The sequence below is a fragment of the Streptomyces sediminimaris genome (genome assembly GCF_047049295.1).
GTDB classification, from domain to species: Bacteria; Actinomycetota; Actinomycetes; order Streptomycetales; family Streptomycetaceae; genus Streptomyces; species Streptomyces sediminimaris.
The window spans coordinates 13295-38566 of sequence record NZ_JBJWOT010000001.1 but is presented as its reverse complement, the minus strand read 5'-3'; the positions used below and the strand labels follow the sequence as shown (position 1 = coordinate 38566).

Annotated in this window: 18 protein-coding genes and 6 pseudogenes; 17 read left to right on the top strand and 7 right to left on the bottom strand. The window is 70.0% G+C overall.

Annotation, left to right across the window (positions count from 1 at the left end; translation table 11 throughout):
- Positions 1-24 precede the first annotated feature (24 nt).
- Positions 25-1665, top strand: a complete 1641-nt coding sequence (locus ACJ9NR_RS00205; RefSeq protein ID WP_412490456.1) for a glycosyltransferase family 39 protein — start codon at positions 25-27, stop codon at positions 1663-1665.
- 204 nt (positions 1666-1869) lie between these two features.
- Here the strand turns inward: ACJ9NR_RS00205 and ACJ9NR_RS00200 are convergent, their stop codons facing one another.
- Genes ACJ9NR_RS00200 through ACJ9NR_RS00190 form a run of 3 tightly spaced genes read right to left on the bottom strand, consistent with a single transcriptional unit; the run spans position 1870 to position 3944 of the window.
- Positions 1870-2778: an alpha/beta hydrolase family protein gene (locus ACJ9NR_RS00200; RefSeq protein ID WP_412490457.1), complete on the bottom strand. Its 909-nt coding sequence runs from the start codon at positions 2776-2778 to the stop codon at positions 1870-1872.
- Position 2779: 1 nt separating this feature from the next.
- Positions 2780-3538: an SDR family NAD(P)-dependent oxidoreductase gene (locus tag ACJ9NR_RS00195; RefSeq protein ID WP_412490458.1), complete on the bottom strand. Its 759-nt coding sequence runs from the start codon at positions 3536-3538 to the stop codon at positions 2780-2782.
- Positions 3528-3944, bottom strand: a complete 417-nt coding sequence (locus ACJ9NR_RS00190) for an ester cyclase (RefSeq protein WP_412490459.1) — start codon at positions 3942-3944, stop codon at positions 3528-3530. The genes ACJ9NR_RS00195 and ACJ9NR_RS00190 overlap by 11 nt, the downstream gene beginning before the upstream one ends.
- Positions 3945-4015: 71 nt before the next feature.
- Here ACJ9NR_RS00190 and ACJ9NR_RS00185 point away from each other — a divergent pair, with 71 nt between their 5' ends.
- Together ACJ9NR_RS00185 and ACJ9NR_RS00180 are read left to right on the top strand one after the other, a co-directional pair.
- The gene (locus ACJ9NR_RS00185; RefSeq protein WP_412490460.1) at positions 4016-4885 is read left to right on the top strand and encodes a LysR family transcriptional regulator; all 870 of its coding nucleotides are present in this window, start codon (positions 4016-4018) and stop codon (positions 4883-4885) included.
- Positions 4886-5755: 870 nt separating this feature from the next.
- Positions 5756-6465 (top strand): annotated as a pseudogene (locus tag ACJ9NR_RS00180) (transposase); the annotation flags it as partial.
- A gap of 774 nt (positions 6466-7239) precedes the next feature.
- Here ACJ9NR_RS00180 and ACJ9NR_RS00175 read toward each other — a convergent pair.
- Both ACJ9NR_RS00175 and ACJ9NR_RS00170 read right to left on the bottom strand, forming a co-directional pair.
- Positions 7240-10056 (bottom strand): FtsX-like permease family protein, encoded by a 2817-nt coding sequence (locus ACJ9NR_RS00175; RefSeq protein ID WP_412490547.1) that lies wholly within the window; start codon positions 10054-10056, stop codon positions 7240-7242.
- 5 nt (positions 10057-10061) lie between these two features.
- Positions 10062-10739, bottom strand: coding sequence for an ABC transporter ATP-binding protein (locus ACJ9NR_RS00170; RefSeq protein ID WP_412490461.1), 678 nt, complete (start codon positions 10737-10739; stop codon positions 10062-10064).
- A gap of 108 nt (positions 10740-10847) precedes the next feature.
- Between ACJ9NR_RS00170 and ACJ9NR_RS00165 the strand changes: the two genes are divergently transcribed.
- From ACJ9NR_RS00165 to ACJ9NR_RS00155, 3 genes are all read left to right on the top strand, one after another.
- Entirely contained in the window at positions 10848-11426 is a 579-nt protein-coding gene (locus ACJ9NR_RS00165; protein ID WP_412490462.1) for a PadR family transcriptional regulator, read from the top strand.
- 1420 nt (positions 11427-12846) lie between these two features.
- Positions 12847-13314 (top strand): hypothetical protein, encoded by a 468-nt coding sequence (locus ACJ9NR_RS00160; RefSeq protein ID WP_412490463.1) that lies wholly within the window; start codon positions 12847-12849, stop codon positions 13312-13314.
- A complete protein-coding gene (locus tag ACJ9NR_RS00155) occupies positions 13308-13994 on the top strand; it encodes a transposase (RefSeq protein ID WP_412512671.1) in 687 nt (228 codons plus the stop codon). Before ACJ9NR_RS00160 ends, ACJ9NR_RS00155 begins: the two co-directional genes overlap by 7 nt.
- A gap of 43 nt (positions 13995-14037) precedes the next feature.
- Here ACJ9NR_RS00155 and ACJ9NR_RS00150 read toward each other — a convergent pair.
- Positions 14038-14544 (bottom strand): annotated as a pseudogene (locus tag ACJ9NR_RS00150) (IS110 family transposase); the annotation flags it as partial.
- A gap of 290 nt (positions 14545-14834) precedes the next feature.
- Here ACJ9NR_RS00150 and ACJ9NR_RS00145 point away from each other — a divergent pair.
- Genes ACJ9NR_RS00145 through ACJ9NR_RS00135 form a run of 3 tightly spaced genes read left to right on the top strand, consistent with a single transcriptional unit; the run spans position 14835 to position 19066 of the window.
- Complete coding sequence (locus ACJ9NR_RS00145) at positions 14835-16991, top strand: MMPL family transporter (protein ID WP_412490465.1); 2157 nt, start codon at positions 14835-14837, stop codon at positions 16989-16991.
- Positions 16992-17669, top strand: coding sequence for a response regulator transcription factor (locus ACJ9NR_RS00140; protein WP_412512670.1), 678 nt, complete (start codon positions 16992-16994; stop codon positions 17667-17669). It abuts the gene before it with no gap.
- Positions 17666-19066: a sensor histidine kinase gene (locus ACJ9NR_RS00135; protein WP_412490467.1), complete on the top strand. Its 1401-nt coding sequence runs from the start codon at positions 17666-17668 to the stop codon at positions 19064-19066. The genes ACJ9NR_RS00140 and ACJ9NR_RS00135 overlap by 4 nt, the downstream gene beginning before the upstream one ends.
- 158 nt (positions 19067-19224) lie before the next feature.
- Here ACJ9NR_RS00135 and ACJ9NR_RS00130 read toward each other — a convergent pair whose 3' ends face one another.
- Positions 19225-20052 (bottom strand): ZIP family metal transporter, encoded by an 828-nt coding sequence (locus ACJ9NR_RS00130; RefSeq protein ID WP_412490468.1) that lies wholly within the window; start codon positions 20050-20052, stop codon positions 19225-19227.
- Between the two features lie 417 nt (positions 20053-20469).
- On the opposite strand from ACJ9NR_RS00130, the pseudogene ACJ9NR_RS00125 reads away from it, so the two are divergent.
- The 8 genes and pseudogenes from ACJ9NR_RS00125 to ACJ9NR_RS00090 all read left to right on the top strand — a co-directional run.
- Positions 20470-20662 (top strand): annotated as a pseudogene (locus tag ACJ9NR_RS00125) (response regulator transcription factor); the annotation flags it as partial.
- Between the two features lie 264 nt (positions 20663-20926).
- Entirely contained in the window at positions 20927-22144 is a 1218-nt protein-coding gene (locus ACJ9NR_RS00120) for an IS110 family RNA-guided transposase (protein WP_412487501.1), read from the top strand.
- 67 nt (positions 22145-22211) lie between these two features.
- Positions 22212-22298 (top strand): annotated as a pseudogene (locus ACJ9NR_RS00115) (DNA-binding response regulator); the annotation flags it as partial.
- A 232-nt stretch (positions 22299-22530) separates the two neighbouring features.
- Entirely contained in the window at positions 22531-23388 is an 858-nt protein-coding gene (locus ACJ9NR_RS00110; protein WP_491074815.1) for a YhjD/YihY/BrkB family envelope integrity protein, read from the top strand.
- Positions 23389-23446: 58 nt separating this feature from the next.
- A complete protein-coding gene (locus ACJ9NR_RS00105; protein ID WP_412490470.1) occupies positions 23447-23662 on the top strand; it encodes a hypothetical protein in 216 nt (71 codons plus the stop codon).
- A 256-nt stretch (positions 23663-23918) separates the two neighbouring features.
- Positions 23919-24588, top strand: a pseudogene (locus ACJ9NR_RS00100) (ISAzo13 family transposase); the annotation flags it as partial.
- Positions 24562-24789: pseudogene (locus tag ACJ9NR_RS00095) on the top strand (FAD-dependent monooxygenase); the annotation flags it as partial. The pseudogenes ACJ9NR_RS00100 and ACJ9NR_RS00095, both read left to right, overlap by 27 nt.
- Positions 24752-25165, top strand: a complete 414-nt coding sequence (locus ACJ9NR_RS00090) for an 8-oxoguanine DNA glycosylase OGG fold protein (RefSeq protein ID WP_412490471.1) — start codon at positions 24752-24754, stop codon at positions 25163-25165. The pseudogene ACJ9NR_RS00095 and the gene ACJ9NR_RS00090, both read left to right, overlap by 38 nt.
- Positions 25166-25272 lie beyond the last annotated feature (107 nt).

The window sequence follows — 25272 nt, the reverse complement described above, 5'->3', positions numbered from 1 at the left end:
CCCTGCTGAAAGGCCCTGTTGCCGATGTCCCTTGATGAACGTACCCCCACCCTGGCCAGGGCGGTTTCTCCTCCCGTATCCGCCCGTCGACGACCACCGGGCCCGGCCACAGCCGTGGTCGTCATCGCGCCCTTGTCGCTGGCCATCGGTCTGGGGCTGTGGGGGATCCGCAGGCAGAACACCATGTGGGGGGACGAGTCCGTCACCTGTCAGCTCGCGCACCGCGATCTTTCGCAGATATGGCACACCGCCCAGCACATTGATCTGGTCCATGCCCTCTACTACGCCGTGATGCATGAGATCTTCGGCTTCTTCGGCGGAGGGCTGCTGATGTTGCGGCTGCCGTCCGTGCTGGCCATGGCCGCGGCGGCGAGCGGAGTCGGGCTGCTGGGGCTACGCCTGGCGGGATGCCGTGCCGGGCTGCTGGCCGGACTGGTGTTCCCGCTCCTTCCGCAGGTGCAGAAGTACGCGCAGGAAGGCCGCTCGTACGCCATGGTCTGCGCCCTGGTCACCTGGGCCACCCATGCGCTGGTGGTCAGCGTCCCGCATCGCACCCGGTGGCGGTGGGCGATCTACGGCTCCACCATGCTGCTGGCCTGTCTGCTCCATGAGTTCGCGGTCCTCGCCCTGGTCGCGCACGGCGTCACACTGGCCGTCTCCCGTGTTCCACGACCGGTGCTGAGGGCGTGGAGCGCGGCAGCCGCGGGCGTTGTGGCCGGGCTGCTGCCGCTGGCGATCTGCAGTGCGGCGCAGTCGGACCAGGTGTCCTGGATCGGCGCACCGGTGCGGCTTCGCTATTTCCTGGTGGTGGCGGTCGTGGGCGTGGCGTGTGCCCGCGTGCCCCTGCCAGTGAGGGAGCCCGTGCGGCTTTCCGCGCTGGCAGTGCCGATCCTGGTGCTTCCGGGTCTTCTGCTGCTGATCACCTCACTGGTCAAGCCCCTCTTCGTCGACCGGTACGTGCTCTACAGCAACATCGGAATCGCCTTGCTGCTGGGCGCCTTGCTGGACCACGTCCACCAGAGGCAGCGGTCTTCCCGCAACGCGTGGATCGCGTGGACCTCGGCGGTTGCCGTACTGGCCGCGCTCATCCCGCCGAGCCTTTCGCTGAGAACGCCCCAGAGCCGGAGCAACGACGCCACCGCCGTCGGCGCCGCCGTACGCAAGGAAGGCCGCCCCGGCGACGGGCTGCTCTATCTCTCCGGCCAGCAACGGATCTTGACCGCGGCCAACCCCGAAGACACCCGTACTTTGACAGATCTCGCCCTGGCACAGGATCCCGTATCGTCGAACACACTTGCAGGTGTCGAGCTTCCGGCCCGGGACATAGCGGCACGCATGCTGGAATTCGACCGGATCGTCGCGGTCCGCGCGGTGGGTGTGCACTCGCCGACCGACCCGCGGGAGGAAGCCAAGACAACCACCCTGCGGCACCACTTCCGTGAGTACGCGACAATCCATGTCAACGGAGCGCAAGTCACCGTCTATGTGCGGGACCGGTTGAGTCGGCCTGGAGCGCGGTACCGGTGTTGCCACCATCCCGTCTCGCCAGGCCGCTCGCCGAAGCCGGCGTGCCCGTCACCGAGTACCGGGCCTCTCCACAGTCCTTGCCGTGGGCTGTTCGTCAGGCAGCCGTCCAGGGGGGTGGGGATCGCGTCGCTCCGGTAGCGGTACCGCGTGATCGCGGGCGTCCGCGCCGGGTCGACCAGCTCCACCCCGTCCACCCGCGATCGGCAGCCAGGACCCGTCGGGTCCGGGAGGCGTGAAGCCGGTGACCGGGAGGCTGCGGGGAAGGTCTGCGGCGCACTCGCAGTGAGGCCGTTGGGGCAGAGTCGGGCTCCTCCTGCGTCAGGCTGTGCGGAGGCGGCCGGCTCAGGCGGTGTGGCGGGCGAGCCACTCGAGAACGCGGTTCGGGTCTTTCTGGAAGTGCAGGTATCCGTCCCAGCGGCGCGTGGTGTCGTGGATCCAGAACAGTTCCTTCGGCACGTCCGAGGGGATGGCGTCGAACATGGACTCGACATCGGCCGGCCGTGTCATGAGGTCGTCGTGGACCTGGTAGACGAGCGTCGGCACCCGGACACTGCCGGCCGCACCGGTCTCGACCGGGGACATCTCGTCGAGGCCGAAGCCGGTACGGAGTCTGATCAGCCGGTCCAGCTCCTGCACCCGCTCGGCCGGGATGCAGCGCCGCTCGAGCGTTCGCTCGAGAACCGCGCGCGGTGACAGCGGCTGGCAGGCGACCAGGCAGCAGACGTCCGTGAACTCCTGCGGGGCCCGCTGCATCGCGAACAGCGTGGCGTTGGCGCCCAAGCAGCGACTGAACAGCGCGATCCGCGCCCCGCGCAGGTCAGGACGCGACCGCGCATACTTCAAGGAACCGACGACGTCGCGCGACTCGAATCTGCCACTGGTGGTCACGCCACCGTTGGCGGCGCCGCTGATGCCGAAGTTGCGCAGGTCGTAGGCGAGGACGTGGTAGCCGGCGGCGTGCAGGAGCGCGATGTCCGGCACCAGATCGACCTCGATGTCATTGCCGGTCTCGCCATTGACCGACCGCCAGGGCTCCAGATGTGACGGCAGCCCCGAACGACTGAAGAACCGCGGATGGTTGACGATCACGATCCGGTCGGAGCCGGGGGCCGGCACGAACCAGCCTTCGAGTGGAGTCCCGTCCTCGGAGGGGAACGTGACGTCCTCGAAGTCCAGCCTGTGCTCGGCAGGGGAGTGCAGCACGGGCGAGCGTGGCGAGGTGCTGAAACGTTCGGCGATGGCTTCGAGCATGTCAGGCTCCCGTACGTGTCATGCCGCCGTCGACGTGCAGGATCTGGCCGGTGATGAAGCCGGCGTCGTCGGAGACCAGGAAGCCCAGAGCGTTGCCGAGGTCCGCCGTGACCGACCGGCGCTTGATAGTCTGCAGGGCCGTCACATGGGCGAACACCTCGTCGGCGGTTGGGCCGTTGGGCCGGGCTCGGCCCAGGAACCCGTGGGTCGCCACCAGGCCGGGTGCTATCGCGTTGACCGTGATGCCGCTGTCTCCGAGTTCGTTGGCGAGCGCCCGGGTCAGAACGTGCACGGTGCCCTTGCTGGCCATGTACGCGAGGTCGCGGTTCTGGGTCAGGGTGATGCCCGAGCCGGTGTTGACGATGCGCCCCCACCCTGCGGCCCGCATCCCCGGCGCGAACGCCCGGGCGAAGAGCAGGATCGACTCGACGTTGACCGCCTGCACCTTGCGCCACAGTTCGATCGTCATGTGCTCGAGATCGGTGAAGGGGAAGATGCCAGCGTTGTTGACGAGGATGTCGCAGCGCCCGTAACGCTCGAGGACCGAGCGGGTCACGGCGTCGACCTGCGACGGCTCACTGATGTCGCACACCAGTCCCAGCTTGTCGCCGCCTCCCGTCAGCTCGCTCACGGCGTCCACCGGGTCGTCGACGTCGACGGCGACCACGTTCGCGCCGTCCGCGGCGAGCCGCCTGCAGTATGCGCGGCCGATGCCCCGGGCCGCCCCGGTCACCACCGCCGTCTTTCCGTCAAGCGCCACGGGTGAACACCAGTCCGAGCTGGGTGGCGATCGAGAAGTAGTCCTCCAGGTGCCAGGTCCGCACGATGTGGCCGTCGACCATCTGGTGGAAGTCGGCCGCTCGGAACTCGACCTCGCGGCCGGTACCCCCGACACCGAGCAGTTCCCCGGTGTGTTTGCCGCGGCTGACCGCCCGCACCGCGACCATGTCCCGATTCATGACAATGTGGTCGATCTCGACGGTCAAGTCACTGAACACATCACGAACGTGAGCAATGCTCGCCTTCCATCCCTCTGGGCCGCCCCCGGTGCGCAGGGGCGGGACAGCCTCCCAGCCGGCGGCGAGGGCCTCGTCGGCCAGCGCGCCGTCGCCGCTGGAGAGTGCCTCGTAGAAGCGCCGGACCGCGATTTCATTGTCGTTTGCCATGGATCTCACAGTAGGGGCGCAAACTTTCGGTCATCAAAGACCTGTTGCGGAACACGTCATACCCTTCAGGCATGACGGATCTCGACCTTCGGCTGGTGCGCTACTTCACCGCCGTCGCGTCACACCTGCACTACGGCCGGGCCGCAGCCGAGCTGCACATCGCGCAGCCGTCGCTGAGCCGGCAAATCAGCCAGCTCGAGGCCCAGGTGGGTGCGCGACTTTTCGACCGGACGCGACAAGGCACACGGCTCACCGAAGCGGGAGAGGCCTTCCTCCCCCACGCACGCACCTTGGTGCGCTCGGCCCAGCAGGCCACGGCTGCCGCCCGGGCCGCAGCGCGGCCCACCCGGATCACCGTCGGCTACACCGCAGGACTGATCGTCACCCCGGTGGTGCGGAACCTGCGGTACGAACACCCCGACACCGATGTACGCACGCTGCACCTGAAGTGGAACGAGCCGCGCGAGGCCCTGCTCGACCGGCGGGTCGACGCCGCGATCACCCGGATGCCGCTGCAGGCCGAAGGCCTGGACGTGACGGTCCTCTACGACGAACCGAAGATGCTGCTCGTACCGGTCGGACATCGGCTGGCGGGCAAGGAGTCGGTCACGCTCGACGACATCGAGGGCGAACCGATTCCCCGCTTCCCGGATCCGGAATGGGACGCGTACTGGCGGGTCGACCCGCGGCCGGGAGGCCGGCCCGCGCCCGGCGGACCCCCGGTCGAAACCATTGAGGACAAGCTCGAACATGTGGCCGCCGGGCACGCTGTGGCCATCATCCCGGCTGCCCTGCACACCGGCGGCACCCGATCCGACCTCACCGCCGTCCCGCTGCGCGGCGTCGAACCGGGCCACGTCGTCGTGGCAACCCGGGCCGGGGACCACAGCCGACTGGTGACCGCGTTCCGCGCGTTGGCTCGGGACTGCATGACGGCCTGAGTGCCTCTCGGCGGCACTGCCGTCCAAGGCACTCAGGACACACGTTGTCCTGGTCGAGTACGCCCGCCAATTGGCCTCTGGGCTCGAGTGGGTCTCCACCCAGCCAGTGGTCCACACTGAACTTCCCCGCATCCGGCGCAATGTCGACTTTCCCCCGCTGTGGTTCCAGGCCGTCATCCACGCGGTCGAGGGCTTCACCACGTGGGTCCGCACCGACACCCACTCCACACCCCTCATGGACGACCAGTTGCATCAGCGTGTGGTCGGCTCGGACACGTTGCTGCCACGGCCATATCGGCCAGGTGCTTGGCGCTGGTCGTGGCGCAGCACGGCCATGAGGATCAGCGATCGGGAGTGAAATCTAACGACTCTGTCTTTCAGTGGTAACGGTAAGTAGCTGCCGTGGCTGGCAGTGGCGCTCCCAGGCCAGTATGGGTGAAGCGACCGTCGGTACCGTGCGCGCGCCGCTCGATGACGCCTCCGCGACTGCTCTTCCCGGAGTTCGGACCAGGCACTTCGGCGATGACACTCTGCCACCACCGAATGTGAGACAGAGCCGTTAGATGTCTATCGGACACTCCCGTTCCGACTTGTATGGCGGTAGCGGAACGTGGTCGGGTTGGCCGCTCGTAGCGTTTCCGTAGGACGCTGGGCCGAGGGGGTGGCTCGTGAGGTTCCTGCCACCGTTCCTGGCTGGCTCATCGGGGGCGTGCCGCCGTTCCGGCGTCCGCCGGCGGTCTGACTCAACAGAGGCGTGTCCCGGTCCGGTTGTTTCCCGAAGTCGGAGTGTCGGCCGGGGGCGTACCTTCCCGAGTGATCGATAGGTCACCGAGTAGACGACGTTGCACCGTCGGTAGGGAAGGCACGCCCATGCTCAGCGTGGTCAACGAACACGGCACCACGGAATCCGGCTCCTTGATCGACGAGATCGTCCGGGAGGGCGCCCGCCGCATGCTGGCGGCCGCGCTGGAGGCCGAGGTCGATCAGTACATAGCCGATCTCGCCGCCGGAAGGACGAGGCCGGGCGGCGCCTGGTGGTCCGCAACGTCCGCCACCGGCCGCGCACCGTGACCACGGCCGCTGGGCCGGTGGAAGTCACCGCGCCGCGGGTGAACGACCGCCGGGTGGACGAGGCTACCGGCGAGCGGGCCCGGTTCTCCTCGAAGATCCTGCCGCCCTGGTGCCGCAAATCGCCGAAGATCAGCGAGGTGCTGCCCCTGCTCTACCTGCACGGCCTGTCCTCCGGGGACTTCGTGCCGGCGCTGGAGCAGTTCCTGGGCGGCTCGGCCGGGCTGTCGTCGGCGACGGTGACGCAGCTGACCAAGCAGTGGCAGGCCGACCACGCCTCCTTCCAGGAACGCGACCTTTCGGCATCCGACTACGTGTATGTGTGGGCCGACGGCGTGCACCCCAAGGTCCGCCTCGGTCAGGCCCGCTCCTGCGTGCTGGTGCTGATGGGTGTGCGCGTGGACGGCACCAAGGAACTGATCGCGCTCGCGGAGGGGCTGCGGGAGTCCACCGAGTCCTGGGCCGACCTGTTGCGCGACTGCCGCCGTCGCGGCATGCGCGATCCTGAACTGACCGGCCCCCGGCCGGCCCCGGCGACCCGGACACACCCCGCCTGCCCTTGGAACCGGGGGAGTGGGACCTCCCCCGCGTCCCGCTGCTCTACCAGCGTGCGGTTATCGCCTCCACCGTTCTCAACGCCCGACTGCGCGCCGCGCGCCGCACCGGCCGCGCCCTGTACGACGACGTCGTGGTGCACCAGCGGGCAGCGATGCCCGAACAACTGCCCCTCTTGGCCAGGAGGAGCCGCCCGTACGCAAGAAGGCCGGGTCCCGTCGACGTCGCCGCGCTGCGCACCGACCTGGAAGCCCTGGAGTTGACCGCCCCAGCTTCGCCGCCTCGGTCGCGCCGGTCAGCGGCTGCACAAGGACTCGAACCAGCGCGCGCACCAGATCGCCGTCGGCAGTGCGCCGCGTGCGCAGGACGCCCCGGCTGCCGACCCGAGCAGCCAGCAATAGCACCAGCAGCCCGGCACCGAGCACGGACAGAGGCGCGGACCAGCCTCACAGCCGTGACCAGGAGCAGGCCAGTCGGTTCCCCCTGGGGACAGGAGACCAAGTCGCCCAGCCAGCCGCCGGAACGCGACGGGAGAGTAGGCCCCGGCACCGGCGGGCGGCAGCGAGAGTGCGGTGGCCACCCCTCAGCCAGGCCACTGCAGCTACCCGGGACCCGAGCGGCAGGTTTCAGCACGGCCTGTCGAAGCACCGCTCATCAACTCCCGCTGCCTCAGCTGGTCCAGGGACGGTGTATCCGGCCCGGCCCCAGCGGTGATTGCCTCCAGTGCCGATTCAGTCCGCGGCCAGGACGCGCACAGGGGCGATCCGGGTCAGGGTGCGGATGGGAACGGCCAGCGCCGCGCAGACCAGGCCGGTCGAGAGGAGGATCGCCGTCCCAGCCGCGGCGGCCACCGGCAGCAGGTGCCCCGACAGGACTCCTTCGCCCAGTGCGAGGACGGTGGCCAGTCCGGCGGCGGCGCCGGTGAGGCTGCCGAGCAGGGCCAGGCCGAGGCCCTCGTAGAGGGTCAACCGGGCCAGCTCGTGTGTCGTCCAGCCGGTAGCTCGCAGGACTGCGAGGTCTGTTGCCCGTTCTCGCTGGGACATGACCAGGACGTCCACTGCACCGGCCGCGCCGAGCAGCAGGGTCAGGGTGACACTCAGGTAGTCGGCCGTGCGGGCCTGGGCCACCACCGCGTCGCCCAGGAGCGAGCCCGCGACCTCCCCCCGGAAGGCGAAGGTGACCGAGAGCAGCACGGTGAACGCCGTCACTGCCAGGGCGAGTCCGGCCGCGCCGAGCACGGTACGTCCGCGTGCCCGCAGCAGGTTGCGTTGGGCGAGACCGGCGACCGACCGCACGGCGACGGACCGGCGAGCCGGCGCCACCGGGGCGGTGACGGCGGCCAGGGGACTGATCCGGGTCGCCCGCCATGCCGGGATCAGCCCCGCGAGCAGTGCGAGGAGGAGCGCGACCGGCAATACCAGGGCGGCCTTCGTGAACGAGTGGGAGAGACCGAGCAGGGCGCCCAGGCCGTAGGCGAGCAGCGCCCCCAGCGCGCCCGCGGCCAGGCCGACCACGGCGAGTTCGCCGAGGATCAGACGCAGGACCTCCCCCGCGCTCCACCCCGTACAGCGCAGAGTGCCGATCTCGGTACGCCGGGAGCGTACGGAGGCGAGCGCGGCCTGGGTGAGGAACAACCCGCAGACCACCAGCACGAGTATGAAAAGCACGGCGCTCTTGGTGTCCACGGCCCGCAGGACGCGCAGTGCCACGCCCTTGGCCGTCCAGTTCTCCCGGATGTTGAGGCCGGCTGCGAGGGCGACGGTCTGTGGCGCCGGCGAACTGCCCACGGTGACGTCCACGCGCAGGTGCGGGAACGCGTCATGGATGCGCGCGGCCACGGCGTTCACCCGGGCTCGGGACGCGGAGTCGACGCCCCGCACTCCGGCTACCCGGATGCGGATGGCGCTGATGGGCGTCTTTTCCTGGGCGGTGGGCGTGTGGCGGCTCTTGGTGAAAGCGCTGATGGAGTCCAGTGTGGTGAGCAGGGTGGGAGGCGGACTGAGGTAGCCGCCGAGGTTGCGGTCGGGGTGAAGGGGGCGGCCGCCGAGCGCGGACCGGGTGGCCGCGTCGGCGCCGGTGACCTGTGGGGAGCGGTAGGTCTCCAGCGGCACGGCGGAGAGCGCGGAGAAGCCGTGCAGCCGGGTGGTGTCGTAGCGGCCGACGAGGTGGATGACTGGGATCGGGGCGCGGCCGCTGTCCTCGCCGGTGCAGGTCTTTTGTCCCCCGCAGTTGGTGGAGGCGTGGTCGGCGACCGTGCGGTATTGCGTGCCGGCGTTCTCCTCGGGAACGTCGGACAGCAGTGCCGAGGTCCCATCGAGGTTGTTCTTCCAGACGTCGGCGGGTTGCTGCGGGCGGGATCGCGCTACCAGGCCGTCGGCGGTGACGCCGTAGGCGACCGGACCGACGGTCCAGTAGCCGCCGGTGTCGAAGTTGACGGCGCGGTTGACGGCGCGGAAGGCCTTGTCGAGGTCGGCGCCGACGGTGCCGACGGTCTTGCCCCGCAGCGCGGTGACGAAGCGGTGGGCGGCCGGGCTGCCGAGCTTGCCGGGCAGCTGGCCGGGGTCGCCTGCGTCGAGGCGTTCCACGCTCGCGGTCAGGGTCGTGGAGGTCAGGGCGTGGCTGCTGAGCATGACCGGCACCTGGTAGTCGTGCTGGCGGCTTGCCGCCGGGCCGCTGTCGAAGGGGTCGGGGCCCCACACGGGGTGGTCTTTCGAGGTGAGCATCCGGCCGGAGGTGACGGTGTTGCCAAGGCCGACCAGCCGGTCTTCGGCTTCCGGGTCGACGGCGGACAGCAGCACCGGGAAGGTGACCGGGATCTCCGCCGAGGCCTTGCCCTGTCCTGACCGGCAGGTCATCCTCGACCGGGCGTCCAGGTCGAAGGCGGAGGTCGGGACCGGGTTGTAGTCGGGTTCGGCCTGGGGCGTCAGGGTCTTGCCGTCAGTGCCCGTCGTCGTATCGGACTTGTCGCTGTTGTAGTACCAGCACACCCAGTACGTACGCCCGGCCGCCTTCTCCTGGTCCAGTCCGGTCAGTCCGGTGTCGGCCATGAGGTCGTCGCGGACGGTGATGGGGTTGCGGGTGAGGTAGACGTACTGGTCGGCGGCCGGGTACGTGCCGAGGCCGGCCTTCACCGTCGGTTTCAGGCGCAGCAGTTGGGCGGAGGCTTTCGAGTCGAGGAAGGGCGTGACGTCGAGGCGCAGATTGCCATCCACCATCAGATAGCCGATGTTGGCGATGGGGGCGGCGACGTCGAGTCCTGGCAGTTTTTCGATGCGCCGGTACTGGTCGAGGGTGATGCCGCCGAACACGCCGGACAGGAAGTTGGCCTGCACCAGGCCCCGTTGACGTTCGACGGAGGTCTGCGCGGTCGGGGGGCGGACCAGGATGTCGTAGGCGGAGCGGGCGTTGTGCCGGACGATTCCGGTGGTCTGGGCGCGGCTGGTGGTGACTGCGGAGGTCAGCAGGGTGAAGCCGGTGGCCGCGACGAGGATGCCCAGGGCCAGGGAGAGGGCCCGCCCGCGTCGGCGCCGCAACTGGGAGAGGATCATGCCGATCACGGACGCAGGCCTCCGAGGCGGCCGAGGACGTCGTCGTCCGGCGTCACCTGGTCGTCGGCCACGATCCGGCCGTCGTGCAACCGTACGATGCGGTCGCAGTTCGCGGCCACCTCGACGTCGTGCGTGGCGACCAGCATGGTCGTACCGTAGCGCTCGCGCAGCGAGAGCAGCAGCTCGACTATCTCGCGCCCGGTCGTGCTGTCCAGGTTCCCGGTCGGCTCGTCGGCCAGTAGCAGGCCGGGCCGGTTGATCAACGCCCGTGCTATCGCGACGCGTTGCTGCTGGCCCCCGGACAGCTCCGACGGCAGTGCGTGCGCACGCACTGCCAGGCCGACCGCCTCCAGCAGTTCCCGCGCGCGCCCCTGCCGGTCGAAGTCCACCCGGCGGGGCAGCACCGGAGCGAGGACGTTGTCCAGCACGGTCAGGGCCGGCAGCAGATGGAAGCGCTGGAAGACGAAACCGACCCGCCGGCGGTGCGCGTCCAGCCGCCGTGCCGTGAGCTCGTCGCCGTCGACCTCGACCGTTCCCTCACTGGGCCGGTCCATTCCGCCGAGCAGATGCAGCACCGTGGACTTCCCCGAACCCGAGGGGCCGGTCAGCGCGACGGCGGCCCCTGACTCGATGCGCAAGTCGACGGCGTCCAGCGCGACCAGGTCCGCATATCGGCGCGTCACGCCTCGTAACGACACATCCACCGAGCTTCCACCCTCCTGCATTGACACAATGCAGCGGTACGTTGTCACAATGCACAACGACTTGTAAATGGCGTTGCAGGAGGGTCCATGCCACTTCATCACGCGGTGCTCGCGCTGCTGGCCGACGGCCCGGACCACGGCTATGAACTCAAGGGCCGATTCGAGAAGGCCATGGGCCCGCAATGGGGCGGCCTGAATATCGGGCACCTCTACCAGATACTGGAGCGCCTGGTCCGGGACGGCTACGTCGTCCCGTCTCATGTGAGCCAGGCGGACCGCCCCGACAAGACCCGCTACACCCTCACACCCGCCGGACAGGACGAGTTGCGGGACTGGGCCACCAGCGCCTGGGTGCGCACTGGCGGTTTCCGGGACGAACTGTTCCTGAAACTCTTCGGCGCTTCCTCCCTCGGTCCCGACGCCCTCGCCACACTCATCACCGCACAACAGCAGACCTACGTTGCCGAACTCGCAGGCCTGACCCGGCTACGGCGTACCCGAGCGGACGATCCCCTGGTCAGCCTCCTGATCGACGGGGCGATCGCTCACACCAAGGCCGACCTCGAACTCCTTGACACAGCCGCCCAACGCCTCGCCCCCATGACCCAAGCAGCTCCAGGAGATCGAGCCACTTGGTCAGACGGCGGCCAAGGAATCGTTGCGTGAGTGAACGTGTCGGCAGGGAAAATGTCCTGCGAACTCACCAGAGAATCCTCTCCAACCTGGCGAATCGAAACGGACAATCCACTCACATGTCCTGAACATTGATCAGATGCGATTCGTTCCCCTTCAAAAAGGGGCGAACTGGTGCTGTAGGGGTTGAAGTGGGCCCCTTGCCGAGTCTGGTCGGTCGACCATGACCCCATGTCCGATCGTGGTCGGCCAACCACGGACCCCTTGTCCGATTCGGCGCGGGCCGCCCGGAGTGGACGTTTCCCCTTGACCGGCTTCGCCAGCGGACGCCGTCAGGTCGCGGACAAGGGGTGGGTGTTCACGATGGCCGCCACGCGCCCGCAGGAGGGGCAGCAGCGGCCACCGAGCATCGGGGGCGGCCTCCCTCGCGCCGGCGTGCCACCGGTCGGCACAGGGCCGGTGGAGGACGCCTCGACGCAAGGAGAGATCCGGGATGATGACCCAACACAGGCGCCCGCCGTACCCTGACCGAGGGCTGGTCGGCCGGACAGGCCGCCGCAGTCTCCTGCCGCCGGCGCTTGCGATCCCACTGCCGTACCCACTTCCGTGCCCGTCACGAGCGCGGACCGTATTCCCCTTGGCCACCACGGCTTTCCGGGGCTGTAGCGCGTCGTCACGACCCTCTTCTGTCCTCCTCTCACTGACCAAGCCCTGGGAAATAGCTGGGGGCGGGGTGTCAGTGGTGGAGGCGATCATCGGGTTGAGGGCGCCTGGTGCCCTCTGCGGCCGGGCGGGGCCGGCGCCCGGCCGGTGGCCGGACGCGGACGACGGGAGGGGGCGCTGATGGTGGGCAAGCGCAAGGAGAACGAGGCGGGATCGTCGACCGGGCCGCGCGCCGATGTGCTGCGCGTGCTCGGGGTGTTCAAGGCCGCGACGGCGGACCAGATCCAGCGCCTGTCCTCACCGCGCCTGACGTACCGGCACACCCTCAAGGAGACGGCAGCCGCGCGGAAGGAGGCGCGCACCGCCTCCCATCGCGGAGCGCTCAACGATCTGCGGAGGCACGGCCTGTCCGCTGATGGTGGCCGCACCCGAGGCGGGGAGGAGGTGCGCCTGCTCACCAAGGACGGGCTGGCGGCCGCTGGCCTCGAGTTGGACCGGGGGTCGGAGAAGATGGGCGGCATGCCCAAGAGCGCGGGCCGCTCGGGTGCGTCGCACGCGATGACGGTCAACGAGACGGCCATCGCGATGATCCGCCCGAAGCCCGACCTCGCCCTGGTGGCCGGTGAGCCGGCCGAAGCCATCGCGGCCGCCGCCCAGGGCCCGGGTCGACGCCCCGGACGGGATCGGCCATCGCCTCCTACGCCACCGAGGTCGCCTTCCCGGGACCGGCACCTGGAGGAACCCCGGCGTCGGGTGCGCGTGGGCCGACATCGTCCTCACCGCCCCGGAGGTGGGGCTGCCGCTGTTGTTCATCGAGGCCGACAACTGCACCGAGGAAGTGCCGATCATCGCGGCGAAGTTCGACAAGTACATGCGCCACTTCCACCGGAAGGTGAAGGACATCGACGGCCAGGACAAGCCGATGTGGCGCACCCGCTGGTCCGCTCCCGATCCGCGGTGGGGTGACGCGACGCACCCGCCGGTCCTGCTCGTCTTCCACCAGGTCGGGAAACGGACCGTGCTGACGCAGATGAAGAACGTCGCCGACCTCACCCGCGAGCACTGGCAGGGCCAGTGGGCCGAAGGCGGCTTCCGCGTCTACAACCAGAAGATGCCGATCGTGGCGACCACCCTGGAGCTGCTGCGCGAACGGCCCGGCCGGGCCCGCGTTCTGGCGTTTCGGCCGCGAGGACCGACAGAACCTGTGGGAGGCGATCGGCAACCCCCGCCGGGACGCAGCCCTCGCTCGCCGTGCTGAAGAGCGACGGCGCCGCCAAGCGCAGGAAGCAGCCGAACGCGAGGCTCAGCGCCCGGTGTGCACGGACTGCGGACAGAAGTTCACCGACGACCGTCTACGTCCGCGCGGATGCGGTGGGGGCGGGCCGGGTGCCGCCACCGTCCGGTGCTGTCGCGGGCGACGTCGACGTTGACTTCCATCACGACCTCCGGTCGCACCAGGACGGCCTCGAGGGTGCGCTGCGTTTCCCACGCTGCCGAGAACGTCCAGCCCGTCCATGGGTGCGCGCCGTGCGGCGGGGCCAGAGGGTCGGCCACAGCGCGGCCGGCGGCCGCACCACGTCCCGTGAAAGCCACCGCACCGTGGGCTTTCCCCCACGAGAGCTCCGCGACCTGCAACTCCGCGTCCGCGCCGGGCAACAGACGCCCGAGTGGAAGGCCCGCTACGCGATCCGCTCCGGGGTGGAGGGACCGGTCAACGAGTTCGCCCACGGACACGGCATGCGGCGCTGCCGCTACCGCGGACAGGGAAAAGCCCACGTGCAGCACGTCCTGACGGCCCTCGCCGTCAACATCGAGCGTCTCAGCGGACTGCCACCAGCCGTGGGAGCACCCGCACCCCGCCGATCGACTGCCTTTCAGAACTACCTCGACCAACGCGAGATCCCTCGCCTGAAGTCATGGCGCACCCTGGGCAGTTGACCTCAACGGCTACAAGATCCCCGAGAGAGGCAAGCTCAGGTTCACCAGTCAGGTTTTCGATCAGAGGCACCGGGCCGCGCAGTCGGCTGGCGATGCGGGTCGCTTCGCCGGCGAGGTCGTCGTCGAAGCCGGCGATCATCTCCAGTTCGGCGATGGTCTCGTCGGTCGACCCGACGCTAGGCAGAATGTGCGGCATGGTGCGGGCAGCGTCCGCGATGATCGTGACGTCACGGGCGTCCGTCTTGGCTTCGCCGGGGCAGAGGTCGGCGATGCAGCGCATCTTCGGGCCGGCAGGTAGGCGATGCGGCAGCCGGCGTTCCGGGCGGCCGCCGGCGGCGGCAGGGCACCGATGGAGACGGGCCGGCCGACCACGACCAGGATCGTGCCGTGCTTCGCGGTGAACTTGCCCAGCACGGCCCGCATCCTGGGATCGCAGTTCGGTAGCTGCTTGTCGAAGTCCCGCTTGCCGACCCGGGTCAGAGCAGTCCCGTGGTGCTCGCTCTTGCCGGTCCAGGCCGAGGAAGACGTCCACATCGCTGGTGTCGATCATGCTGGTTCTTGAGAGTGTCGCCCTCCTCGTGACGGCAGGCCGCCGGAGGCTGGCGGCGCCCATGGCCGTGGAGTCGCCTTTGAGTTTCGGCATCCCCTCCAGTTTCGGCATCGTTGACCTGGGCGCCCTTTGGCGTGCCGTCAGGAGTCCCCTGGCCTGAGGGGCCGTCGCCCCATCTGGGCGGCGGCCCTGTGCTACCTGCGGCTGCGGAACGGGTGAAAGCTGCCCGTAAGCATGCGGTTTCTAGCGTCCTGAGCGAGCTGTCACCGACTCTGGAGGAAACCGTGGACGTGCTGAGCAGATGGGTGGTCCGGCACCGGTTGTTGGTGTTCGCGGCCTGGCTGGCCATCACCGTGGTGGGCGTCCTCGTCGCGCCGAGCGTCTCTGGCCGGCTGCAGTCCGGCATACACATGAGCGGTTCGGCCTCTACGGCCGACGCGCAGATCGAGGCCCGGTACGGCGGCGCCACCTCGGACCCCGGAGTGCTGGTCCTGGGACTGCCGAAGGGCGAGCCCGTGACTGCGCCGGCCGCTCGGGCCGGGCTCCGGGCGGTGGACGCGGCGATCAAGAAAGCCGATCCCCGGGTACGGCTGGTCTCGTACGCCTCGACCGGGGCCCGGACGCTGGTGGGGAACGGGGGAACCAGCACCATCGTGCTCGCGTACCCGCCGCACACGGGCGACGACATGTCGGCCGGACAGATCGACGCCCTGGTCGGCGCTGCCAAGGCGGCGGCACCCGGGCTGACCGTGCACGGCACCAGCGTGAAGGCGCTGGAGGCCGGCAACACCTCGGGCAGCGGCAACTCCGGCGTCATGACCGAATTGATCTTCGGTGTGCTGGGCGCGCTCGTCGTGCTGGCGTGGGTGTTCGGCTCGCTGCTGGCGGCACTGCCGATCATCATGGCACTGGTCTCGGTGCTGACGATGCAACTGCTCATCTACGCACTGACCTGCGTCATGCCGTCGTCCTCGCCGCTGAACCCGGCGGTGCAGTACATCGTCGCGCTGCTCGGCCTCGGTCTGTCCATCGACTACTCACTGCTGGTGGTGACCCGCTGGCGCGAGGAACGTGCCGCGGGCCGGAGCAACGAGGAGGCGGTACGGGCCGCGGTCGGGCGCGCGGGGCACTCGGTCTGGTTCAGCGGCCTGGTCGCCTCGCTTGGCCTGTTCGCCCTCATCGTGGTGCCCAACTCACTGGCCCGCGGGATCGGCGTCTCCGGCCTCTTCATCCCCTCGACGGCGGTGCTGGTCGCGCTCACCCTGCTTCCCGCGGTGCTGTCGAAGGTCGGTCCCCGGGTCGACTGGCCGCGACGGCGGCGGGCCGGGTCCGCGAGCCGCTTCTGGACCTGGTGGGCCGTGCTCGTGATCCGCTACCGGATGCTTGCGGCGGCCCTCGGCCTGGCGATCCTCGGCGCGCTGGCCGCGGTGGCAGCCACCATCGACATCGGGCTGCCGACCACCTCGCACCTGGCGACCAGCGGCGTCTACACCGACGGCCTGCACGCCCTGCAGGCGGCCGGCTTCCCGGCGGGGACGCTCACCACGGTGCCGGTGTACGTGCCGCACGCCCCGGACGCCGCCTCGGTCGCTTCCTCCCTGGACTCGGTGGACAGCCTGCACGGGGCCGTCTCGCCGGCGGGGGCACCCTGGCGGCACGACGGCAGTGCCATGGTCTTCGCCATCCCGCAGCACGAGGTGGGAACCTCGGTGGGCGGGACCTCTCTCGCCGACATCCGGCACACCGTGCCGCACGGCGTGCTCGTCGGCGGCGAGGGCGCGGTCAACCTCGACCTGACCCATTCCACCTACGGCGCGTTCCCGCTGCTGTTCGCGGTGGTGGCCCTGACGACGTTCCTGCTGCTGGCACGCGGTCTGAAGTCGATCCTGCTGCCGGCCAAGGCGGTGCTGCTGAACATCCTCTCGGTCGCGGCCTCCTACGGCCTGCTGGTGCTGGTTTTCCAGCACGGCCTGGGGATGCAGACCTTCTGGGGCGCGCGCAGCTACGGCGCCGTGGGCACCCTCGCCCCAGTGCTGATCTTCGGCTTCCTCTTCGGGGTCTCGATGGACTACGAGGTGTTCATCCTCGCCCGCGTGCGCGAGGGCTACGACCGCTCGGGCTCCACCCGGGAGGGCGTCGTCGAGGGCGTCTCGCGCACCGGAAGGCTGGTCACCAGCGCCGCGCTCATCCTCTTCCTCGCGCTCGCCTCCCTGTCGACGGCGAACGACATCACCGTCCGTCAGATCGCCGCCGGCCTGGCGGCCGGGGTGCTGCTCGACGCCGTCGTGGTGCGCATGCTCCTGCTCCCGGCGCTCGTCTCGCTCTTCGGGAAACTGAACTGGTGGATGCCGCCGGGCGCGGCCCGGCTGATGCGGATCCATGCCGCCCCGCCGCGGCTGCCGAACGAGCCGGGGCAGGAGCCGGTGGCGATCGGGGATGCTGGATAGATGCGCGTGCTGGTGGTCGAGGACGACCGGGACCTGGCCGAGTCGCTCGCCTGGGGACTCAAGGCCGAGGGCTACGTCGTGGACGTGGCGGACAACGGTGTGGACGGGCTGTGGAAGGCCCGCGAAACCTCACCCGACGTGATCATCCTGGACGTGATGCTGCCGGGGATGGACGGCTACCGGGTCTGTCGCACCCTGCGCGAGCAGGACCTGTGGATGCCGATCCTGATGCTGACCGCGATGGACGAGGACCTCGACCACGCCGAGGGCCTGGACAGCGGAGCGGACGACTACCTGGCCAAGCCGTTCTCCTACCCCGTGCTCCTCGCCCACCTGCGCTCCCTGACCCGCCGTCGGCTCGGCGCCAGGCCGGCGGTGCTCACTGCCGCCGGCCTGGCGCTGGACCCGGCCAGCCGCACCGTGACCCGCGGCGGCCGGGGGCTGGATCTCACCACCCGCGAGATATCGGTCCTGGAGCACCTGATGCGGTGCAAGGGACGTGCCGTGGCCAAATCCGAGCTTCTGGAGCACTGCTGGGACGTCAATTTCGAGGGCGGGCCGTCCGTGGTCGAGGTCCATGTGCACCGGCTGCGGCGGAAGATCGAGACGCCGGGCGGTGCGCCGGTGATCGAGACGGTCCGCGGTGAGGGCTACCTGATCCGGGAGGACGGGCAGTGAGCGGCCGACACCTGGGCCACCCGGTCGGCATGCGCACAGTGCGTGCCAGGGTCACCGTCGTCGCCGGGCTCGCGCTCACGGCGGCAGTGACCCTCGGCCTGGTCCTCTTGTACCTGCTCCAGGTCGGATCCGCGCACCGTACCGCCGACGACCAGCTGCGCACCTACGCCGCGCAGGTCGAGCAGTCCGCGCGCGGCGGCCGGTGGCCGCATCCGCTGCCCGCCTCGGCCCTGGACCCCAACGCCCAGGCACAGGTGCTCACCCCGGACGGCACGGTCCTCGCCGCCAGCCGCGCCCTGCAGGGGCAGAGTGCCGTCTACGCCCTGCCGCCCGGCGCCGGAACCCCCGTGCGACAGAGGACTGCGGACACGGCGCTGAACGGCGAGGTACGCGTGCTCGGCCGCCGGGCCACCATTGGCGGCAAAGAGGTGACGATCATCACTCTCACCACCACCGACCTGCTCAGCCAGGTCAGCGAGACCTTCGCACGGCTGCTGTTGGTGGGCGTGCCCGGCATCCTGTTGCTGGCCTGCGGCACTGTGTGGCTGGTCGTGGGCCGGGCGCTGCGCCCGGTGGAGCGCATCCGCCGCTCGGTCACCGAGATCACGGCCGCGGACCTGTCGCGGCGAGTACCGCAGCCGGGCACCCACGACGAGATCGGTGACCTCGCCCGCACGATGAACGACATGCTCACCCGGCTCGACGACTCCGCGGCGCGGCAGCGGCGCTTCGCCGCCGACGCCTCGCACGAGCTGCGCACCCCGCTGGCGGCGATCCGCACCGCACTGGAGGTCGGCCTTGCCCACCCGGAGACGGCTCCCTGGCCGCAGATCGCCCGGCGAGCGGTGCGTCAGTCGGAGCGCCTGGAGACGCTCGTGCACGACCTTCTCGTCCTTGCCAGAACCGACGACCGCCGGCTCGTGACGCGACGGCGTCGGGTCGGTCTCGGCGAGCTGGTCGAGGAGGTGCGCGCGACCAGTGCTGCACCGCGGGTGCCCGTCGGCATCGACCGCGCGAGGACCGGCCTGATGGTCATCGGCGACGCCGAGCACCTGAGCCGCATGGTGCGCAACGTCCTCGACAACGCCGTCCGTCACGCCCGCCACGCGGTCCAGATCTCGGTCCGGGACGCACGGCCCGATCAGGTGAGGATCGAGATCGCCGACGACGGTCCCGGAATCCCGCCCGAGGAACGCGAGCGCGTCTTCGACCGCTTCGTCCGGCTGGACGCCAGCCGGGAACGCACCAGCGGATCGAGCGGCCTCGGCCTGGCCATCGCCAGGGAGATCGCGACCGCACACGGCGGCCATATCGTCATCCACGAGGCTCCCGGCGGCGGTGCACTCGTCCTGATCACCCTGCCACGTGCCGCCGCCGGTGAGCGCCTGGTGGGTTGAGGCGCAGGCTGTCCACGTCCCTGACCCGGCCGTTGGAGACCACACCGCGCACGCTCAGCGCCGCCGGCAGGCTGCCGTTCACTTCGCCGAGGAACGCGCCCGCGCCCGCGGGCTGGTCGGGCAGGCGGGGCGGCAGAGGTCTGGGGGGCGCCGCTGGTTCAGGCGCCGGCGGCCGTGACGACGGCGTCGGTGGCGAAACCGAGCAGGAGGCCCAGCAGGAGGCACCAGGTCGTGAGTGTCTTGAGTCCGGTCTTGCGGGCGACCGCCAGCAGTTCGATGACGACGTAGAGGATCGAGCCGGCGGCGAGGCCGAGGAAGGCGATCGACAGGGTGTCGTTGACCAGGTGCTGGCCGATGAGCGTGCCGAGGAAGGTGGGGCCGCCGCCGATCAGACCGAGCCACAGCAGGGTCGGCCAGGACGGGCGCTCGCCCTCGGCGGCCAGCGGGGCGACGATGCCGAAGCCTTCGGTGGCGTTGTGCAGGCCGAATCCGACGATCAGCAGGAGAGCGAGGGACAGTTCACCCTGCGCGGCGGAATTGCCGATGGCCAGGCCCTCGGCGAAGTTGTGCAGGCCGATGCCGGTAGCGATCATCAGCGCGAGCGAGCCCGCCTGACTGCGGGTCCTGGGTGCCAGCTCCGCGGCGGCGGCGGCACCGGGCCCGGCCGGGCGGGCAGCGGCGGTCCGGCGGCGGCTGACCCAGGCGTCGTAGTGGACGAGTCCGGCCAGCCCGATCGTGAGGCCTACGGCCAGGGTGACACCCCCGGACGCGACGTCCGCCCATGCGTGCTTGCTCAGCGCCTCGTCGACCGGTTCCCAGGCGTGGGTCAGGACGTCCCATACAAGGAAGGTCAGGATGCCGATGGCCACGGCGTTCAGGCCCGCCTTGAGGCGCGGGGTAGGCGTGCGCAGGCGACCGACGGGAAGGCCGAGGTAGATGGTGAAACCCGCGATGGCGCCGAGCAGGGCGATGTTCGCGCTGGACATGGGAGACTCCGGTCTTTCGTGCACGGGAAGCACACCGAAACTAAGTCAGGTAAGCCTCGCCTAACAAGCTGTGGAGTTCCGCTGCTGGGAGATTTGGCGAAACCATTACGGGCCGCGGCGACGCGGGACTCCGTTCCGGACCACCTCCCTGCGCTCTTCGCCGGCTCTCGCGGCTGGGCCTGTCGCACACCGATGTCCGGGCTCACCGCTTCACGCGGTGCCGCCCCCGGGCGGCCGGTTCCACGGCCGCAGCAGGGGAGGGGCATCGCCGTGATGACGACGGCGCCCAGCGGCCGGACGACCAGAAACCCATGCGAGAACGGCGGCTCTCTACGGCGGGAGCCCCAGCGCCGGCTCTGCCGGCGGAGGATGGACGGCGGAGGCCACCCCCGACCTCACCCTCCAAGCCGGTGCCCAGTGATCACCGTGCTCATCGTGGACGACCAGCCGCTGCAACGTTCCGGCTTCAGCCCGCACCTCGACTCCGTTCCCGAGAAGGAGCCGTCGGCGAGGCCGCCCACGGCGGCCAAGCGGTCCGCAAGGCGGCCGAACTCCGACCCGACGTCGTCCTATGGACGTCCGTATGCCCGGCCTGGACGGCATCGAGGCCCCGTTATGTTTTCCGCGGTCCTGCAAGAGGGCCGCTGGCCTCCGGGCCCGGCATGACTGTTGCCCCCTGTCGAAGGCATGACCTGGGGGGTGGTGTCACCGGGCCCGGGAGGTGCCGTCGGAGACGCTGATCAGAGGTCCGGCCACCGCCCGGTCCGGCGCAACGCCGGACAGTTCGCGGGCGGCAGGTCTGCATAACGTGGATGCGCGAGCACGACACCCGAGCCGAGGCCGGCACCGTCAACACCCCTGGGGAAGGGGCACGATGTTCGAGATCGAAGACGTGGGCGTGTTCCTGGGCCTGGACGTCGGCAAGAGTGCCCACCACGGCCACGGACTCACCCCGGCCGGGAAAAAGGTCTTCGACAAACCGCTGCCCAACAGCGAGCCCAAGTTGCGGGCCGTCTTCGCCAAGCTGCGCGAAAAGTTCGGCACCGTCCTGGTGATCGTGGACCAGCCCGCCTCCATCGGCGCCCTGCCACTGACCGTCGCCCGCGACGCCGGCTGCCAGGTCGCCTACCTGCCCGGACTCGCGATGCGCCGGATCGCCGACCTCTACCCCGGCGAGGCCAAGACCGACGCCAAGGACGCCGCCGTCATCGCGGACGCCGCACGGACGATGCCGCACACCCTGCGCTCGCTGGAACTGACCGACGAGATCACCGCCGAACTCACGGTCCTCGTGGGCTTCGACCAGGATCTCGCGGCCGAGGCCACCCGCACGTCCAACCGGATACGCGGCCTGCTCACTCAGTTCCACCCGTCGCTGGAGCGCGTTCTGGGTCCCCGCCTCGACCACCAGGCCGTGACCTGGCTGCTGGAGCGCTACGGCTCCCCGTCCGCCCTGCGCAAGGCCGGCCGCCGCAGACTCGTGGAGCTGATCCGCCCGAAAGCCCCCCGCATGGCCCAGCGGCTGATCGACGACGTCTTCGACGCACTCGACGAGCAGACCGTCGTCGTCCCCGGCACCGGCACCCTCGACATCGTCATTCCCTCCCTGGCCGCATCCCTGGCCGCCGTCCACACCCATCGCCGGGCGATGGAAGCCCAGATCAACGCCCTGCTGGAGACTCACCCTCTTTCCCCGGTCCTGACGTCGATGCCCGGCGTCGGCGTCAGGACCGCCGCCGTCCTGCTGGTCACCGTCGGCGACGGCACCAGCTTCCCCACCGCCGCCCACCTCGCCTCCTACGCCGGCCTCGCCCCCACCACGAAGCAGTCCGGGACCTCGATCCACGGCGAACACGCACCCCGAGGCGGAAACCGGCAGCTCAAACGGGCGATGTTCCTCTCCGCCTTCGCCTGCATGAACGCTGACCCCGCCTCCCGCACCTACTACGACCGCCAGCGAGCACGCGGCAAGACCCACACCCAGGCCCTCCTCCGCCTGGCCCGTCAACGCATCAGCGTCCTGTTCGCCATGCTCCGCGACGGCACCTTCTACGAATCCCGGACACCGAAAGGCGTCGAGCTCGCCGCGTAACCTCAGCAACCCCGAACCACCCCAAACCCGACAGGAGTGCCTTGACGAAAGACATAGAGGCACCCCCCGCCCCATCACCGCCACCGGCGACCGCTCCCGCGTCCTGGTGCTGACCACCTTCGACCTCGACGAGTACGTCCACGCGGCCCTGCGCCGGAGCCGGCGGCAGGAAGATCGCGGCCCGGCCGCCGCCTGTCGAAGCCGGGGTGCTGGTCGCCACCGACCGGCACGTGCGCATTTTTCCGGTGTCGCCCCTCGCTGTGCGGGCGGCCGTCGTTTAGGCTCGCTTCGCCACAATTGGTCCTGAATCAGCGGAGGACGGGACGCCGGGAATCAACCGCGAGCGCCTCATCGAGACGCTGACATTCTGGCTGCGTCCCGCCTTTGTGCTGCGCGTCATCAACCGTTTCCAGAAGATGGCGGGTTTCGACCGGGCGATGGCGTTGGCCTCGGGCGCGCTGACCGCGCTGCTGCCGCTCGCAATCCTGGGCGGCGCCCTGTTCGGCGAGGAGGCCGCGGATCGGATCATCAACCGCTACCGCCTGACCGGCCGCGGGGCCGAGGTGGTCAGGTCGGTGTTCTCCACCTCGTCCGCGAGTGACGGCATCGGGGTCTTCGGGATGCTGTTTCTGGCCATCTCAGTGCTGAGTTTCTCCCGCGCCATGCAGCGCCTGATCGAGCAGACATGGGAGTTGAGGCCGCTGGGTGTGCGCAACACCCGAGGCGGCCTGTGGTGGATCGGCTCGCTCACCGTGTACTCGGCGGTGATCGGCTGGATCTACGTCATGCTGGGCGGGGGAGGCCTGGGCGTGGCGGCCGCGGTGTGCGAGGTGCCGGTGTCCGCCGCCTTTTTGACCTTCAGCGGCTTCATCCTGTCCGCGAAGCGGCTCGCCTGGCCCGTCCTGCTGCCCTTCGCGCTCTCCGCGGCCGTGCTGACGGCGGCCTATTCGGTGGTGGCGGCGGTGTACCTGCCGCGTCTGTTCAACTCCTACGCCTCACGCTACGGCGCCGCCGGTGCGGTCTTCGGGATGACCACGACCCTGTTCGGGGCCATGCTCGTCGTCGTCGCCTCGGCGGCGCTGGGGCGCGAGGTGGGGGATGAACTCACCCGGATCCGCCAGGGCCAGCGCCCGTCCCAGGACGAGGTGCGCCGCGAGTGGGACAGCATCGTGGAACAGACCCGCTCCCGCTGGCGCAGTGTGCGCAGCCACCCCGCTCATCACCAGGCGAAGGAGGCTCCATAGGGATCATGTCCGAGACGATCGGGTCTGCGCGTGGGCACGGCGTTCCACGGTCGAATGGATGCGTGCGGTATGCCGAACCGTGGCGTCCTGCCCGGATCAGCAGCAGACCGGGGCGTGGACGAACCTGCTCGCCCGCGAAGGTCTCGGCGGGCAGCAGGCGTTGCGCGGTCTGGACGAAGCCGAGACGCAGCGGCTGGAGAAGCTGGCGTGGACGACGAACGCGGTGCCGCTCACCCGCCGGATGCTCGACAACTGGGGGGATAGCACCCGATGAGGCACGACTCAGCAGCGGGGCCGGCTCCCCGGACGAGAACATGGACGGCTGCGCGGAGCTGATCGTCGGCGGTCTGCTGCCACCCGGCGCGTCGACCACCGAGGATCGGGAGAGAACCTGCCGCGGTGTCCTGATCCGACTGGTGGCTGGGCGCCCCTTGCGCTGGGCTGGGCTGCCACCGAACGGGGTCCGGGCAGGGATCTGTCGATCAATAACTCCTCGGTTTCTGTGGCCGGTTGGTCCGTAGGGTGCGGGTGTGACGGAGGGGATTGGGGCGGGACTGTCGGAGGCGCTGGGGCTGTTGCTGCCGCATCTGGACGAGCGGCAGCGACGGCTGGTGCTGGGGGCTGCTGCCCGTGTGCGGGGCCACGGTGGGATTCGCCTGGTCGCAGGGGCTGCGGGGCTGACGGAGTCCACGGTGTCGCGGGGTTGCGCGAACTCGAACGGGGCGGAGAGCCCGATGGTCGGGTGCGGGCGGTGGGTGCGGGCCGCAAGCGGCTGCGGGATCTCGATCCGGACCTGGTCCCTGGGTTGCTCGCGCTGGTCGAGCCGGACCAGCGGGGAGATCCGAGTCGCCGCTGCGGTGGACCGTGAAGTCCACCCGTGCTCTGGCCGCGGAGCTGTCCCGCCAGGGGCACCGGGTCGGTCACGACACGGTGGCCGCACTGTTGTAGGCCGAGGGGTTTTGCTTGCAGGGCTCCTCGCGCACCACCGAGGGAGCCCGCCACCCCGACCGCGACGCCCAGTTCCGCTACATCAACGACCAGGCCACGGCGTATCTCGCGGACGGGCAGCCGGTCATCAGTGTGGATGCGAAGAAGAAGGAGACCCGGGGCGCGTACGCGGTCGCCGGGCGCGAGTGGCACCGGGTCGGGCAGCCGGTTCGCGTGCGCGCCCACGACTGTCCCGAGGGGCAGGCCATGCGCATCCTGGACACGGCCGGGACCGTTCTGCGCGACTGGCGACCCCGCCCGGATGACCGGGCGAATCCCGAGATTGACCGTGGGCAACTCCGTGACCTGCTGCTCGGCACTCTCGACGTCCAGTGGGCGCAGGGCGTGACGCAGGTGGTGCCGGGAACCCGGGACGGTGCACTGGTCCACTTCGCGGACGGGCGACAGGAGACGTCACAGCGCAGCAGCCGCCTACGCGGCACTCCGCGGCCGCGTTCCCGGGCTCGGGCCATCCTTCTTCACCAAGTTCCTCTACTTCACCGGCAAGGCAGTCCCGCCGGCGAACGGCCCCGAGCCACTCATCCTCGACCGCGTCCTGGCCTGGCGCATGCGGTCCCTGGCCGCGGCGGTCGGCCGGGAAACGGGCCACGACCCCGACGGCTCGATCGCCGCCTGGGTCTGGAGGGATCGGGACTGGTCACCCCACCGCTACCAGGTGTACCTCTCGTTCCTGCACGCCGCCGCCCACCAGGCAGCGTCCACCGACGGCTGGCCGTCCGACGCCTCACCCGACCTGCTCGAATACGCACTGTTCAACGCTGCGTGGTGAGCATCCGGGTCGGGCACACCTGCCGCATCCCGGCGCGCATAGGCGTACGGCAGACGTTCCCGGTGCGGCCTGGCGAGCGTTCCGGCGCGGTTCGGTAATCGAGTTGA